This is a genomic window from Microbacterium sp. GCM10027623 (assembly GCF_042666935.1).
Taxonomy (GTDB): domain Bacteria; phylum Actinomycetota; class Actinomycetes; order Actinomycetales; family Microbacteriaceae; genus Microbacterium.
Map to the genome: position 1 here is coordinate 800,509 of NZ_JBHTHE010000002.1, position 14,627 is coordinate 815,135.

Annotated in this window: 12 protein-coding genes; 9 read left to right on the top strand and 3 right to left on the bottom strand. The window is 69.4% G+C overall.

The window, feature by feature from the left end; translation table 11 throughout:
- From ACFQY2_RS11180 to ACFQY2_RS11190, 3 genes are read left to right on the top strand one after another with little or no spacing between them, the layout of a single operon-like run.
- Nucleotides 1–978: an ABC transporter permease gene (locus ACFQY2_RS11180; RefSeq protein ID WP_378745878.1), complete on the top strand. Its 978-nt coding sequence runs from the start codon at nucleotides 1–3 to the stop codon at nucleotides 976–978.
- Nucleotides 975–1,784, top strand: a complete 810-nt coding sequence (locus ACFQY2_RS11185) for an ABC transporter permease (protein ID WP_378745879.1) — start codon at nucleotides 975–977, stop codon at nucleotides 1,782–1,784. The genes ACFQY2_RS11180 and ACFQY2_RS11185 overlap by 4 nt, the downstream gene beginning before the upstream one ends.
- The gene (locus tag ACFQY2_RS11190; protein ID WP_378745880.1) at nucleotides 1,781–3,265 is read left to right on the top strand and encodes an ATP-binding cassette domain-containing protein; all 1,485 of its coding nucleotides are present in this window, start codon (nucleotides 1,781–1,783) and stop codon (nucleotides 3,263–3,265) included. The genes ACFQY2_RS11185 and ACFQY2_RS11190 overlap by 4 nt, the downstream gene beginning before the upstream one ends.
- Before the next feature lie 17 nt (nucleotides 3,266–3,282).
- Here the strand turns inward: ACFQY2_RS11190 and ACFQY2_RS11195 are convergent, their stop codons facing one another.
- Nucleotides 3,283–3,933 carry a pentapeptide repeat-containing protein gene (locus ACFQY2_RS11195; protein ID WP_378745881.1) on the bottom strand — a complete coding sequence of 217 codons (651 nt, stop codon included), beginning with the start codon at nucleotides 3,931–3,933 and terminating at the stop codon, nucleotides 3,283–3,285.
- Nucleotides 3,934–4,189: 256 nt separating this feature from the next.
- On the opposite strand from ACFQY2_RS11195, the gene ACFQY2_RS11200 reads away from it, so the two are divergent.
- From ACFQY2_RS11200 to ndk, 5 genes are all read left to right on the top strand, one after another.
- On the top strand, nucleotides 4,190–5,032 hold the full coding sequence (locus ACFQY2_RS11200; protein ID WP_378745882.1) for an endonuclease domain-containing protein: 843 nt from the start codon (nucleotides 4,190–4,192) through the stop codon (nucleotides 5,030–5,032).
- Nucleotides 5,033–5,392: 360 nt separating this feature from the next.
- Complete coding sequence (ileS, locus tag ACFQY2_RS11205; RefSeq protein WP_378745883.1) at nucleotides 5,393–8,791, top strand: isoleucine--tRNA ligase; 3,399 nt, start codon at nucleotides 5,393–5,395, stop codon at nucleotides 8,789–8,791.
- Complete coding sequence (locus ACFQY2_RS11210) at nucleotides 8,788–10,140, top strand: bifunctional folylpolyglutamate synthase/dihydrofolate synthase (protein WP_378745884.1); 1,353 nt, start codon at nucleotides 8,788–8,790, stop codon at nucleotides 10,138–10,140. Before ileS ends, ACFQY2_RS11210 begins: the two co-directional genes overlap by 4 nt.
- The gene (locus ACFQY2_RS11215; RefSeq protein WP_378745885.1) at nucleotides 10,137–10,535 is read left to right on the top strand and encodes a DUF4233 domain-containing protein; all 399 of its coding nucleotides are present in this window, start codon (nucleotides 10,137–10,139) and stop codon (nucleotides 10,533–10,535) included. Before ACFQY2_RS11210 ends, ACFQY2_RS11215 begins: the two co-directional genes overlap by 4 nt.
- Nucleotide 10,536: 1 nt before the next feature.
- Complete coding sequence (gene ndk, locus ACFQY2_RS11220; RefSeq protein WP_378745886.1) at nucleotides 10,537–10,953, top strand: nucleoside-diphosphate kinase; 417 nt, start codon at nucleotides 10,537–10,539, stop codon at nucleotides 10,951–10,953.
- Between the two features lie 60 nt (nucleotides 10,954–11,013).
- Here the strand turns inward: ndk and ACFQY2_RS11225 are convergent, their stop codons facing one another.
- A complete protein-coding gene (locus ACFQY2_RS11225) occupies nucleotides 11,014–11,625 on the bottom strand; it encodes a vitamin K epoxide reductase family protein (protein ID WP_378745887.1) in 612 nt (203 codons plus the stop codon).
- A gap of 266 nt (nucleotides 11,626–11,891) precedes the next feature.
- On the opposite strand from ACFQY2_RS11225, the gene ACFQY2_RS11230 reads away from it, so the two are divergent.
- Nucleotides 11,892–14,327: an Rne/Rng family ribonuclease gene (locus tag ACFQY2_RS11230; RefSeq protein WP_378745888.1), complete on the top strand. Its 2,436-nt coding sequence runs from the start codon at nucleotides 11,892–11,894 to the stop codon at nucleotides 14,325–14,327.
- Here the strand turns inward: ACFQY2_RS11230 and ACFQY2_RS11235 are convergent.
- Nucleotides 14,268–14,558: a DUF4031 domain-containing protein gene (locus ACFQY2_RS11235; RefSeq protein ID WP_378745889.1), complete on the bottom strand. Its 291-nt coding sequence runs from the start codon at nucleotides 14,556–14,558 to the stop codon at nucleotides 14,268–14,270. The two genes, ACFQY2_RS11230 and ACFQY2_RS11235, sit on opposite strands and share 60 nt — an antisense overlap.
- Between the last annotated feature and the right edge of the window lie 69 nt (nucleotides 14,559–14,627).

Sequence of the window (14,627 nt, forward strand, 5' to 3'; positions counted from 1 at the left end):
GTGGCACGTGTCCTGAGTCGGCTCGCGGGGATCGCGGCCTCCGCCCTCTTCGTGCTGTGGGGCGCCGCGACGCTGGCTTTCCTCGCCTTCCGGGTGATCCCCGGAGATGCCGTCTCGGTGATGCTGGGACCGCAGGCGCAGGTCAGTGAACAGGTGAAGGCCGGCATCCGCGCGGACCTCGGGCTGGATCGTCCGCCGCTGGAGCAGTACTTCGGATACCTCGCAGGACTGCTGCACGGCGACCTGGGCCGGTCGTACCAGCTGCGACTGCCGGTGACGGAGGTGATCGGTCGCCAGCTCGGCCCGACGCTGCAGCTGACGGCCGTGGCGCTGCTGATCGCGCTGGTGCTCGCCTTCGCCGTGGCGCTGTTCGCGCGACGTGGCGTCGCACGGGCGCTGGTGGTCGCGGTCGAGCTGACCGTGCTCTCCTCACCGGTGTTCTGGATCGGTCTGCTGCTGCTGGCGGTGTTCGCGTTCGGCCTGGGCTGGTTCCCCGTCGCCGGCTCCCGCAGTCCCGCCACCATCGTGCTGCCGGCGCTGACCCTGGCTCTGCCTGTCGCCGCCCTCGTCGGCCAGGTGCTGCGCGACGGCATCGACCAGGCCGAACGACAGCCGTTCGCCGAGACCGTGCGTGCACGCGGCGCCGGACCGGCACGGCTGGTGCTGCGCCACTCGCTGCGGCACGGTGCGGCGAACACGCTGACACTCACCGCGTACCTGGTCGGGTCGCTGCTGGGCGGGGCCGTGCTCGTGGAGACGGTGTTCGCCCGGCCCGGCCTCGGCCGGGTGACCCTGGCCGCCATCATCAACCGCGACTTGCCCGTGGTCGCGGGCATCATCATGCTCAGCGCCCTGGTGTTCGTGGTCGTCAACGTGACCGTCGAACTGCTGCATCCGCTGCTCGACCCGAGACTGCGCGAGCGCAGGCCGTCGCTCGCCGATCGCGTCGCGGCGCCCGCGCTCCGGGAGCGGCGATGAGAGCCCGCACGGCCGGGATATGGGTGGCCGCGGCATTCCTCGCCCTCGTGGCGCTCGCCGCCGTCGCCCCGGGGGTGCTGGCGTTGCAGGACCCGCTCCAGACCGACGTGCGGGCCGCCCTGCAGCCCCCGAGCGCCGCGCATCTGTTCGGCACCGACCAGTCCGGCCGGGACGTGCTCTCCCGGGTCGTGCACGGTGCCGCCCGCTCGGCGGGAATCGGGCTGCTGGCGACGGTGCTCGCGCTGGTGGTCGGACTGGTGGTCGGGTCGCTGTCCGGCATCGCCCCGCGGACGGTCGACACGGTGACGATGCGGGTCACCGACATCCTGCTCGCGTTCCCGGAGTTCCTCGTCGCTCTGATCGTCGTGGCGGTACTGGGACCGGGCGGTGTGAACGTGGCGATCGCCGTGACGGTCGCGGCCGTGCCGGTGTACATCCGGATGGCGCGCACCCAGACGAGGACCCTGCGGGTCGCCGAGCACGTCGAAGCCGCGCGCATCCTCGGGGTGGGGCGCATGCGGGCATTCACGCGACACGTGGTCCCGGGGGTGGTCGGGGCGCTCAGCGTGCTCGCGACGATCGGCATCGGCTCGGCGATCCTCGCGGCGGCGGGACTGAGCTTCCTGGGGCTCGGACCGGCAGAGCCCGACCCGGAGTGGGGCCTGATGCTCGCGGGTGGTCGCAACGTGCTCGGGCAGGCCTGGTGGATCTCCGTCTTCCCGGGGCTCGCCATCACGCTCACCGTGATCAGCGCGACGGTGATCGGGCGCACGCTGCGCGGGCGGGCCGACAGGGGTGCGATGTGACCGCCGTGGACGTGCAGGGCCTGCGGATCGGGATCGGTGGTCGCGTCGTCGTGGACGATGTGAGCTTCACCGTCGAGCCGGGGGAGTGCGTGGCGATCGTGGGCGAGTCCGGCGCGGGCAAATCGCTCACGGCCCGCGCCCTGCTGAGACTGCTTCCGGAAGGGGCGGTGACATCGGTGTCCCGCCTGGAGATCGACGGAACGGATGCCGCGCGCTCGGATGAGCGCGGGTGGCTGCGCCTGCGCGGACGCTCGGTCGCTCTGGTCTCGCAGGATGCCCTGGCCGCGCTGGATCCGCTGCGCCGGATCGGTCGTGAGATCGCGGAGCCGATGGAGATCCACCGACTGCACGGCGAGGACCGGGACGCGCGGGTGCTCGACCTGCTGACGTCGGTGTCGATGCCGGATCCGCAGCGGGATGCCCGCCGTCGTCCGCACGAGCTGTCAGGAGGAATGCGGCAGCGTGCGCTCATCGCCTCGGCGCTCGCCGCGGAGCCCGCCGTGCTGGTGGCGGACGAGGCGACGACCGCCCTGGACGCCACGGTGCAGGCCCGCGTCCTCGACCTGCTGCGCGCGATCGCGGACGCGGGCACCGCGGTGGTGTTCATCAGCCATGACTTCGCCGCCGTCCGACGGGTCGCCGACCGGGTCCTCGTGATGCGCGACGGGGTGATCGTCGAGCAGGGCGCCGTCGATGCGGTGATGCGCGCACCGCGCACGGAGTACACCCGGACGCTGGTCGCGGCCAGTGTCCCTGAACCGCGCACGCAGGCGAGGGCGGGTACGGAGCCGCTGCTGCGAGCTCGGGGAGTGCAGGTGTCCTTCGACCGACCCGCTGTCCTCGACGCGACGTTCGTCGTCTCCGTCGGTCGGACGCTCGGAGTCGTCGGTGAGTCCGGCTCGGGCAAGACCACGCTCGCCCGGGTGCTCGTAGGCGTGCAGCGACCGGATGCCGGGACGCTGACCTGGTCGTCGCCGCAGCGCGTGCAGCTCGTGCACCAGAACCCGCTGGGCGCGTTCGATCCGCGCTGGACCGTCGCGCGCTCACTGGCCGAGGCGCTGCAGGCTGCGGGCGTGCGACGCGGGGAACGGTCCCGTCGCGTGACCGCGCTGCTCGCCGAGGTGGGGCTCGACCCGTCTCTGGCTCGCCGGCGTCCGCACGAGCTCTCCGGTGGGCAGCGCCAGCGCGCCGCCATCGCCCGTGCGCTTGCCGCGGATCCGCAGGTGCTGGTGCTCGACGAGCCGGTCTCCGCCCTGGACCCCACCGTGCGTCAGCAGGTGCTGGCGCTGCTGGCGCGACTGCAGGACGAACGGGAGCTGACCATGGTGTTCGTCTCGCACGACCTCGGTGTGATCGCCGCCGTGTGCGACGACGTGCTGGTGATGCAGGACGGCGTGATCGTCGAGCAGGGCCCGGTGGGGGGCGTGTTCGCCGCTCCCCGGCATCCATTCACCCGGGAACTGCTCGCGGCGGGCTCCTGACCCGGACGGCTCCGGCGTCAGTCTCGGAGGGTGATGCCCGCTGATGCCGCGAATGCCGGGGCGAGCAGCTCGGCCTGCCGGTATGTCAGAGTCGTGCCACGCAGCGAGGCGACATCGAGGAACGACAGCGCGTCCAGTCCGCGCAGGTCGACGTGCTCGGCGCGCAGGCCCCGGGTGTCGACCTCATCGGAACGACTGTCGGCGAAGGCGAGACGGGTGAGCGTCGCGCCGGGCAGGTCGAGGGCGGTGATCTGGCACGACTCGACGCGTACATCGACGGCCTTCGCCGCCGCCAGGGTCAGGTAGTCGACGCGCACGCCGTGCAGCTCCAGCTCCCCGATGCGGGCGTCGCTCAGGTCCAGGGTGCCGATCCGTCCGCCGGAGATGCGCACCCGGCGCAGGTTCGCCGATCGTGCCGACAGATCCGCGATCCGCAGCTCCTGCAGCTCGACGTCCATCAGAGTCGCGCCGCGCAGGTCGAGCGCACCGGCCGTACCGGTGAGCACGCACTGCTCCAGTGAGGAGTGCGCCAGGTCGGCGTCGCCGGCGAGCTCGATGCGGGAGGCGATGAAATCCGCGCTGCGCTGAGCACGCGCGGCTTCGAGGCGCTCGGGCAGATCCGGTGCGGAGACGAGGGGCGGGCGAGGGTCGTCGCTGCGGCGGGCCATGCGCTCGACTCTAGGGGAGGCCGGCGACCTGTCGCGGATCGATACCCACCGTCCGGTTCGCGCAGAAGAAGGCGCTTCGAGCGGGTCTAATCCGACGATCGATCCGCGTGAGATGCCTCTCTCCGCGTGAAGCGACGCACCCAGCGGATCCGCGCACTGCAGTCATTCGCCCTCCACATTCTCGGGATCATGGGAATCGTCCACAGATCGTGGGTGCGGTGTGTCCGCCTGCCCGCGGACTGGACACGCTGTCTGGATGACCTCACGGATCACAGATCTCATGGACTTCATCCACGACCGCGGCGGCATCGTGCGCGCAGGTCCTGTGAGGGATCAAGGATTCAGTCGACAGGTCGTGGACGGCGCGATTGCGGGAGGACTGCTCACGCGCCCGCGCCGCGGATGGCTCGCCGCGCCGAGCGCACCGAGAATGCTCCGTGATGCTGCGGGATTCGGCGTGGTGCTCACGTGCCGTACCGCCGCGCAGCACTACGGGCTATGGGTGCACGACAGCGATGGGGATCCGCATATCGCGGTTTCCCCGAACCGCACTGGACATGTCAGGCTCGTGGCGAAGGTCCACTGGGGTAGGCCGCTGGTTCCGCGGCATCCGGATGCTCTTATCGACTCCATCGAGAACGTGCTCGCCTTCATCGCAGTGTGCGAACCGTTCGAGCAGCCAGTCGCGACGTGGGATTCCGCGTTCAATAAGGGGCTCATCGAGATGGCGGCCATGTCCCGGCTCCCGCTCCGCCCTGCGGCACGCCGCGTGCTTGCGGAAGCCACACCCTACGCGGATGCCGGACTGGAGACCTATCTACGGATCCGATTGCGATGGCTACGTGTGCCGCTGCGTATTCAGATCTGGATTCATGGGCACCGCGTCGATGCGCTGATCGGCGCACGACTCGTGCTTCAGATCGACGGCAAGCACCACGTCGGCGCTCAGCGCTCCGAGGACATCAGACACGACGCGCAGCTGACACTGCTCGGGTACCACGTCATCCGTGTGTCGTACACGCAGATGATGTTCGACTGGCCGATGGTTCAGGATCTCATCATGCGGGCAGTTGCGCAGGGCCTGCACCGCGCGCCCTGAATGGCCCTGCGCATCGCACGGAAGAATGCGCTTGCCGCGGCTGGATTGCGGAGCCGGATCCGCGTGGAGCGCAGTTCTCCACGCGGAGCGCGGGCGCGGCTGCCGGATGAGTGGGGGGAAGACGAGCGCCAAGGTGACTCCCGGGCTGTAGAATGGCCGCACAAGCACTGATCCGGCCATCACCGGGGAGCTCTCGGAAGAACGGGCGCACGTCCCAGTAGAACCGAGCGGGGCAGGCCCGTCATCGCCGCAGTGAGAGAGGCATCGCCGTGAGGCGGGGCACGCAGGGTGGTACCGCGGTCCGCGCGAAAGCGAGGGTCGTCCTTGCAGCAGCATCCACCCACGACACTGCGAGCAGACATGACCTACCCCCGCCCCTCGTCCTTCGGACCCGCCGCCGACCCTTCGACAGGCTCAGGCCAGGCGCGCAGCGTCGTCCCCAGCCCGCGGTTCCCCGAGATCGAGACCGAGGTCCTCGACTTCTGGAAGCACGACGACACCTTCCGGGCGTCCATCGCGCAGCGCGAGGGCGCGGACGAGTGGGTCTTCTACGACGGCCCGCCCTTCGCCAACGGCCTGCCGCACTACGGGCACCTGCTCACCGGGTACGCGAAGGACGTGTTCCCGCGCTTCCAGACGATGCTCGGCAAGAAGGTCGACCGTGTGTTCGGGTGGGACACGCACGGCCTGCCCGCCGAGCTCGAGGCGATGAAGCAGCTCGGCATCACCGAGAAGAGCGAGATCGAGGCCATGGGCATCGACGTCTTCAACGCCAAGGCGCGCGAGTCGGTGCTGACCTATACGCGCGAATGGCAGGACTACGTCACCCGGCAGGCGCGCTGGGTGGACTTCGAGCGTGGCTACAAGACGCTCGACCTGGGCTACATGGAGAGCGTGCTCTGGGCGTTCAAGACGCTCTACGACAAGAACCTCGCCTATGAGGGCTACCGGGTGCTGCCGTACTGCTGGCGCGACGAGACCCCGCTGTCCGCGCATGAGCTGCGCATGGACGACGACGTGTACCAGGACCGTCAGGACCCGTCGGTCACCGTCACCTTCCCGCTCGTCGGCGCGAAGGCCGAATCCCTCGGACTCACCGCGGTGCGCGCCCTCGCCTGGACGACCACGCCGTGGACGCTGCCGACCAACCTCGCCCTGGTCGTCGGCCCCGACATCGAGTACGTCGTGCTGCCCGCCGGCCCGAACGGCGCCGCGGACATCGTGCCCGGCGACGACCCCGCCGAGAGCGACGCGCACCGCTACCTGCTCGCCCGCGATCTGCTCGGCGGATACGCCAAGGACCTCGGGTACGAGTCCGCCGAGGACGCGCTCGCCGCCGTCGACGCGACCCACCGAGGCTCGGAGCTGCAGGACGTCACCTACGACCGCCTGTTCGACTACTACGCCGACACCGAGACCTGGGGCACCGAGAAGGCCTGGCGGATCCTGGTCGACGACTACGTCACCACCACCGACGGCACGGGCATCGTGCACCAGGCACCCGCCTACGGTGAGGACGACCAGCGCGTGACGGGCGCCGCCGGCATCCCCACGATCATCTCCCTGGATGACGGCGGACGGTTCCTGCCGAGCGTCACCGATGTCGCCGGTCTGCTCTGGATGGACGCCAACACGCCGCTCATCCGCCTGCTGCGCGGCGCCGGGCGGATGCTGCGCGAGCAGAGCTACGTGCACTCCTACCCGCACTGCTGGCGGTGCCGGAACCCCCTGATCTACAAGGCCGTCTCGAGCTGGTTCATCCGGGTCACCGACATCAAGGACGACATGCTCGCGAACAACGAGCAGATCACCTGGGTGCCCGAGAACGTCAAGCACGGGCAGTTCGGCAAGTGGCTCGAGGGCGCCCGCGACTGGTCGATCAGCCGCAACCGCTACTGGGGTTCTCCGATCCCGATCTGGAAGAGCGACGACCCCCAGTACCCGCGCGTGGACGCCTACGGCTCGCTGGCCGACCTGGAGCGCGATTTCGGCACGCTGCCGCGCAACCCCGAGGGCGAGGTGGACCTGCACCGCCCCTACATCGACCAGCTCACGCGGCCGAACCCCGACGACCCCACGGGCAGGAGCACCATGCGCCGCATCGAGGACGTCTTCGACGTGTGGTTCGACTCGGGCTCGATGCCCTATGCGCAGGTGCACTACCCATTCGAGAACCAGGAGTGGTTCGACTCGCACGCGCCCGCCGACTTCATCGTCGAATACATCGGGCAGACCCGCGGGTGGTTCTACGTCATGCACGTGCTGTCCACCGCCCTGTTCGACCGCCCGGCATTCACGGGAGTGAGCTGCCACGGCATCGTGCTCGGCAGCGACGGCTACAAGATGTCGAAGTCGCTGCGCAACTACCCGGACGTCAGTGAGGTGCTCGACCGCGACGGTTCGGATGCCATGCGCTGGTTCCTCATGTCGAGCTCGGTGCTGCGCGGCGGCAACCTCGCGGTCACCGAGGAGGGCATCCGCGCCGGCGTCCGCGAGTTCCTGCTGCCGATGTGGAACTCCTGGTACTTCTTCGCCACCTACGCCAATGCCTCGGGCGGATACGAGGCGACGTGGCGGACGGATTCCACCGACGTGCTCGATCGTTACATCCTCGCCCGCCTCGGCGACCTCGTCCGCGAGGTGCGCGTCGACCTGGAGGGACTGGACTCCACCACGGCTTCCGCTCGCCTGCGCGACTTCGCCGAGATCCTGACCAACTGGTACATCCGCCGTTCGCGGGACCGGTTCTGGGAGGGGGTCACCGAGGATCCGCAGAGCCGTGAGGCCTTCGACACCCTGTACACCGTGCTCGAGACCGTCTGTCGGGTGGCGGCGCCGCTCGTGCCGCTGGTCAGTGAGCGCATCTGGCAGGACCTGACCGGCGGACGCAGCGTGCACCTGACCGACTGGCCCGACGCAGAGCGGTTCCCGGCGGCGGACGACGTGCGCGACGCCATGGACGCCGTGCGCGAGCTGAGCAGCGTGGGCAATGCGCTGCGCAAGAAGGAGAAGCTGCGCGTGCGCCTGCCGCTGGCACGTCTGACCGTCGTGTCACCGCTGGCGGATGCCCTGGCGCAGTTCGAGGGCATCCTCCGCGAGGAGCTGAATGTGAAGTCCGTCGAGCTCGTGCCGCTCGCCGACGACACGGCGGTGTCCTACGGCATCAGTCACCGTCTGAGCGTGAACGCCCGAGCCGCCGGTCCTCGCCTGGGCAAGGACGTGCAGCGCGTGATCGCCGCTGCCAAGGCGGGGCAGTGGAAGGAGTGGAAGGGCGTCGTCGTCGCGGGCGGCATCGAACTGCAGCCGCACGAGTACGAGCTCGCCCTGGAGACCACGGGGCGCCCGGAGGGCGAGGCCCTCGCACTCGTGCCGACCGGCGGCTTCATGCTGCTCGACACGGTCACCACGACGGAGCTGGAGGCCGAGGGCCTGGCCCGCGACGCGATCCGCGTCGTGCAGGAGGCGCGCAAGAACGCCGGTCTGGACGTCAGCGACCGCATCGTGCTGGCGCTGAACGTCTCTCCGGCGAACGCCGAGGCCCTGCAGCAGCACGCCGAGCTGATCGCGCGGGAGACCCTCGCCATCGGCTTCGCCGTGCAGGCGACCGAGGGCATCGAAGGCCTCCTGGCCGATGTCACCAGTCCAGGCGACGGAGTGTTCCGCAGCGGGGCGAAAGCCCTGGGCGCGGGCAAGGAAGCCGTCATCATCACCATCGACGCCACGGCCATCGACGCGACCGCGCAGGAGGACACCGAGTGAACGACGAACAGCGTGCCGACGCCGTCTACGAGGCGCTTCTGGAGCGCGCGGGGGAGCGGTGGGTGCAGCCGCGCAAGGAGCGCACCGCGCGGATACTGACCCTGTTGGACGACCCGCAGCGCACCTATCGGGTGGTGCACATCACCGGCACCAACGGCAAGACGTCCACGGCCCGCATGATCGAGAGCCTGCTGCGCGCGCATGGACTGCGCACGGGGCTGTTCACGAGCCCGCATCTGAAGCGCTTCACGGAGCGCATCATGATCGACGGGGAACCCATAGACGATGGTGCGGTCGCGGATGCCTGGGATGAGATCGAACCGTTCGTCGGCATCGTCGACGCCGAGCTCGAGGCCGCGGGCGATGCTCCGCTGACCTTCTTCGAACTGCTGACGGTGCTCGCCTTCGTCGCGGCCGCGGACGCGCCTGTCGATGTGCTCGTGCTGGAGGTCGGCATGGGCGGCTCGTGGGATTCCACGAACACCGCCGACGGCGACGTGGCCGTCTTCGCACCGATCGCGCTGGACCACGCCGATCGTCTCGGCGACACGATCGAGGCGATCGCGGAGGTCAAGGCCGGGATCATCAAGGACGGCGCCGCCGTCGTCTCCGCCGAGCAGCGACCCGAGGCCCAGGCCGTGCTGCGCCGGGTGGCCGAGCAGAAGGGTGCGACGATCGCCTTCGAGGGCGATGCGTTCGGCCTGTCAGCGCAGACGCTCGCCGTCGGCGGACAGCTGATCAGCATCAAGGGTCTCGCCGGCGAGTACCCCGACGAGTACCTGCCGCTGTACGGCGCCCACCAGGGCCACAACGCGGCTCTGGCCGTGGCCGCCGTCGAGTCGCTGATCGGTGGCGCGACGAACCCCATCGCCGCAGACATCGTCTCCGATGGGCTGCAGAATGCGACGTCGCCCGGCCGTCTGCAGCTGGCCGGAATCGCACCGACCGTCGTCGTGGACGCCGCGCACAACCCGCACGGTGCAGCCTCGCTCGCCCGCGCACTGGCGGACAGCTTCGACTTCGACGAATGGGGACTCGTGCTGGGGATCTTCGCCGACAAGGACACCGCAGGCATCGTCGACGAACTGCTTCCCGCTGTCAGCGAGGTCTTCGCCACCTCGCCGGACTCCGACCGGGCAGCGGATGCCGACACCATCGCCGACCTCGTGGAAGCCCATGATCGCCGGGCGAGCGTGCACCCCACCCTCGCCGAGGCCGTCGACGCGGCACGGGAGTGGGCGGCATCGTCCGACCGCCGTGCCGTCGTGATCGCCGGTTCCATCGTGCTCGCGGGAGAAGCGCTGCGACTCTCCGAGGACGAGGACTGGAAGAGCGGGTGGCGCGCATGAGCACTCCTCGCGCACGCGCACCGCGCACCCTGACGCAGAAGCTCGGATCCATCGTGCTGGGGTTCGAGGCGATCGTCGTGTTCCTGGCAGGACTGACCGTCTACGGCCTGAAGGCGCTGCCCGAGGGCATCCCGCCGTGGTGGGGCGTCGTCGGCGGCTCCGTGCTCGCAGTCGCCATGATCGCCCTCGCCGGCGCCATCGCGCGGCCGGGGGCGATCATCGTGGGCTGGGTGATGCAGGTGCTCGTGCTCACCGCCGCGCTGCTGGTGCCCGCCATCGCCCTCGTCGCTCTGATTTTCGGCGGCATGTGGGGATATGCGACGATCGTGGGGGCCCGGGTGGACCGCAACGCCCCCGCCGACACCTCGACCGAGCCTCACACAGAGAGCGAATGACATGGCCACTGAAGAAACACTCGTCCTCGTCAAGCCGGACGGCGTCGCCCGCGGCCTGACCGGCGACATCCTCGCCCGCATCGAGGCGAAGGGCTACGCGCTGGTGGACATCCGCCTCGTCGAGCCCGACCGCGATCGCCTGGCCGCGCACTACGCCGAGCACGAGGGCAAGCCGTTCTACGAGCCGCTGCTCGAGTTCATGATGTCCGGCCCCTCCGTGGCGATCCGCCTGGCGGGCAACCGCGTCATCGAGGGTTTCCGGTCGCTGGCCGGCACCACCGACCCGACCACCGCGGCCCCGGGCACCATCCGCGGCGATTTCGGCCGCGACTGGGGAGCGAAGGTCCAGCAGAACCTCGTGCACGGCTCCGACAGCCCCGAATCGGCTGCGCGTGAGCTGAGCATCTGGTTCGCCTGACCCGACGCGAAGAAGAAGGGGACGTCCTGTGGGACGTCCCCTTCTTCGTGCCCTCACGTCTCAGAACAGCAGTCCGGCCATCTCTCCGAGGAAGTCCAGTCCGGCCAGCTGCGCCATGGCGATGACGACCGCGTAGGCGAGGATCGTCATGAGCGGCACCCAAGCCATCATCCGCCCGGCCCAGCGCTGCACCCCCGTCGAGCGCGTCAGGGTTCCGTTTCGCAGCAGCTGCACCACGGTCGCGATGAAGGTCGGAATGGTCACCGCCCACGTCACCATGCACCAGGGGCACAGCACGGCCAGGCTGTAGATGCTCTGGCCGATCAGCCAGCAGATGAAGGCGAACGCGCCGAGCACGCCGAGTCCGAACAGGCCCCAGAACCAACGGGGAAAGCGCACGCCCGCGAGCACAGCGACGCCCATCACGAGCACGGCCATCCATCCGGCCACCCCAATGAGTGGGTTGGGGAAGCCGAACGCGGCGCCCTGCCAGGATCCCAGGTTCTTGTCGCACTGGATCAGCACGCTCACGAAGCAGCTGGTCTGCTCGGAGGGATTCTCCAGCAGGAAGAACTTCTCCAGAGTCAGCTGGAAGGCCGCCCACCAGCCCACCAGGCTCGCGATGATCAACCAGATCCCGTACCCGACGTGCCGTGCGCGCTGCGTGGTCATACAGGGATTATCCCAGCGCCGGCTATGCGGTTCACGGGAGGCCGACGCGCGCGTTGCCGTGCTGATGCCACCGGCATCGCCGCGAGGTGCGATAATGGCTCGAGATGACATCGCGAGCCTTCGCGATCGAATCGTCAAGACTTCGGGGTCATGTGCCCCACGTGATCTCGCCAACGAGCAGATCGCACACCGATTGAGTTCGCGGCTGCTGTATCGCCGCACGAGTTTCCGCGGCACCCAGTGCCCGCGCAGGGAGTAAGCCAGAGATGGCCGTTGATAACGATGACAAGACCACCCCTACCCCCGACACGACGCCGGCCCAGCCGGTAGCAGAGGACTCCGCCATCGCGGAGTCCGTCGTGGACACGGCAGGGACCGAGACCGAGTCGGAAGCGGCGGATGCTCAGGCAGACGCGACAGCACCGGCCGAGGAGACCTCCGAGGCGGCTGCGGCGCCCGAAGCAGCTGCTGAACCTCAGCCCGAGACCTCCGCAGAGCCTGAGACTCCCGCAGAGCCTGAGACTCCCGCAGAGCCTGAGACTCCCGCAGAGCCTGAGACTCCCGCAGAGCCCGAGGCTCCCGCGGAGCCTGAGACTCCCGCAGAGCCCGAGGCTCCGCAGCCGGTGACCGCGGTGAGCCTGGGGCTGCTTCCGGAGGTGTTCGTCTCGAAGGTCTCCACGCAGCTGCACTTCTATGCCCCCGAGATCGTCCCGCTGCCGGCACCCGCCCGACGGGACGAGGACGACAGCGACGACGACGACCGCGGCTCCTCGTTCTCGCGTCGCGGCGGCCGTCGCCGTCGCGGATCGGACGGCGACGACAGCCGTGACGAGCCGCGTCATCGTCAGCGGAGCGTCGAGTACATCACCGAGCCGAAGGCGATCAAGGGATCGACCCGTCTCGAGGCGAAGAAGCAGCGCCGTCGGGACGGTCGGGATGCCGGCCGGCGCCGTCCGGTCGTGACCGAGGCTGAGTTCCTCGCGCGGCGCGAGGCCGTCGACCGCATGATGGTCGTGCGGGCCAAGAACGGTCGCACGCAGATCGGCGTGGTCGAGGACAACGTGCTCGTCGAGCACTACGTCGCCCGCAACCAGGATGCCTCGCTCATCGGGAACGTCTACCTCGGCCGCGTGCAGAACGTGCTGCCCAGCATGGAGGCCGCCTTCGTCGACATCGGTCGGGGCCGCAACGCGGTGCTGTACTCCGGAGAGGTCGACTGGGACGGTGTCGAGACCGGCAACCAGCCCCGCCGCATCGAACTGGCGCTGAAGCCGGGTGACCGCGTGCTGGTGCAGGTCACCAAGGACCCGGTGGGCCACAAGGGCGCCCGCCTCACCAGCCAGATCTCACTGCCCGGACGCTACCTGGTGTACGTGCCGGGCGGGTCGATGAACGGCATCTCCCGCAAGCTGCCCGACAACGAGCGCGCGCGCCTGAAGCGCATCCTCAAGGAGGTGCTGCCGGAGTCCTCCGGCGTGATCGTCCGCACCGCCGCCGAGGGCGCCACCGAGGAGCAGCTGACCCGGGACGTGCAGCGCCTCACCTCGCAGTGGGAGCACATCCAGAAGCTCGTGAAGTCCCAGCAGGGCGCGACCCTGCTGCACGCCGAACCCGACCTGCTGGTCAAGATCGTCCGCGACGTCTTCAACGAGGACTTCACGCGGATGCTGATCCAGGGCGAAGAGGAGCACCGCACCATCACCGCTTACCTCGAGAGCGTCGCCCCCGACCTGCTCGAGCGCGTGGAGACCTATACCGACGACGTCGACCCCTTCGACGCGTACCGCATCACCGAGCAGATCGAGAAGGCCCTCGACCGCAAGGTCTGGCTGCCCTCGGGCGGCTCGCTCGTCATCGACCGGACCGAGGCGATGACGGTCGTCGACGTCAACACCGGCAAATTCGTCGGCTCCGGCGGAAACCTCGAGGAGACCGTCACCAAGAACAACCTCGAGGCGGCGGAGGAGATCGTCCGACAGCTGCGCCTGCGCGACATCGGCGGCATCATCGTCGTCGACTTCATCGACATGGTGCTCGAATCCAACCGCGATCTCGTGCTGCGTCGTCTGATCGAATGCCTGAGTCGTGACCGCACGAAGCACCAGGTGGCCGAGGTCACCTCGCTCGGCCTCGTGCAGATGACGCGGAAGAAGATCGGCCTCGGGCTGCTCGAGACCTTCAGCGAACCGTGCGAGGTCTGCGCGGGTCGCGGCGTGGTCGTGCATCATGACCCGGTCGCGAAGCACCGCACCGGCTCCGCGAGCAACCAGGGACGTCGCTCCCGTGGATCCTCCTCGTCGCAGCAGTCGAGCCAGCAGTCCGCCGCTGCGCAGCCGGCCGGCGTCACGCACAGCATCACCGAGGGAGCGAAGTCGGCGCTGGCCGTGATCGCGGCTTCCACGATCGTCCCGGCGACGGGGGAGCACCTCACCGAGGCCGCTGATATCCCCACGGTGCCGACTCCGGCGCCTGTCGCGACCGAACGGCCGAAGAAGTCCCGCAAGAAGCGCGGAGCCGAGCGCAAGGGTCCCCGCAGCGAGGCCGAGCAGCTGCTCGACTCCGTGCTGGACGCACTCCCGGAGCCGAAGGCGCCGGGCCACGGGCGCAATCGTCGCCGTGTGACGACGGCGATGCTGACCGCGTCACCGACCGCGATCGGCGAGTCCTCCGACCCGGTCCCGGGCTCGGACGCGCAGTCCTGAGGCGATCAGTCGCCTGGTGAGCTCCTTGCCTCCGACGTGCTGCGCGCCGGAGGCGATGAGCCGCGCCAGTGCTTCCGCGGGCACGTCGTAATGGTCGAGGTCGAACGCCCGTCGGTGGATGCCGTTGACCGCCGCGAAGGCGTGCAGCTCGTCGAGGCTCTCATCGCTGACCAGGTGCGACCACAGTCGACCATGGGCGGGCCAGATGGGATCATCGATCAGGACGGTCATGCCGTGAGCATACGGCCCGGACACGCTCCGGGCGTCGCTTTGCGGCATCGCCTCGCATCCGGTAAAGTT

Excerpts from the sequence above, each read along its gene's own strand:
- ileS (WP_378745883.1), top strand. The coding sequence starts at position 5,393 with ATGACCTACCCCCGCCCCTCGTCCTTCGGACCCGCCGCCGACCCTTCG.
- ndk (WP_378745886.1), top strand. The coding sequence starts at position 10,537 with ATGGCCACTGAAGAAACACTCGTCCTCGTCAAGCCGGACGGCGTCGCC.
- ACFQY2_RS11230 (WP_378745888.1), top strand. The coding sequence starts at position 11,892 with ATGGCCGTTGATAACGATGACAAGACCACCCCTACCCCCGACACGACG.
- ACFQY2_RS11235 (WP_378745889.1), bottom strand. The coding sequence starts at position 14,558 with ATGACCGTCCTGATCGATGATCCCATCTGGCCCGCCCATGGTCGACTG.
- ACFQY2_RS11200 (WP_378745882.1), top strand. The coding sequence starts at position 4,190 with ATGACCTCACGGATCACAGATCTCATGGACTTCATCCACGACCGCGGC.
- ACFQY2_RS11185 (WP_378745879.1), top strand. The coding sequence starts at position 975 with ATGAGAGCCCGCACGGCCGGGATATGGGTGGCCGCGGCATTCCTCGCC.
- ACFQY2_RS11215 (WP_378745885.1), top strand. The coding sequence starts at position 10,137 with ATGAGCACTCCTCGCGCACGCGCACCGCGCACCCTGACGCAGAAGCTC.
- ACFQY2_RS11225 (WP_378745887.1), bottom strand. The coding sequence starts at position 11,625 with ATGACCACGCAGCGCGCACGGCACGTCGGGTACGGGATCTGGTTGATC.
- ACFQY2_RS11195 (WP_378745881.1), bottom strand. The coding sequence starts at position 3,933 with ATGGCCCGCCGCAGCGACGACCCTCGCCCGCCCCTCGTCTCCGCACCG.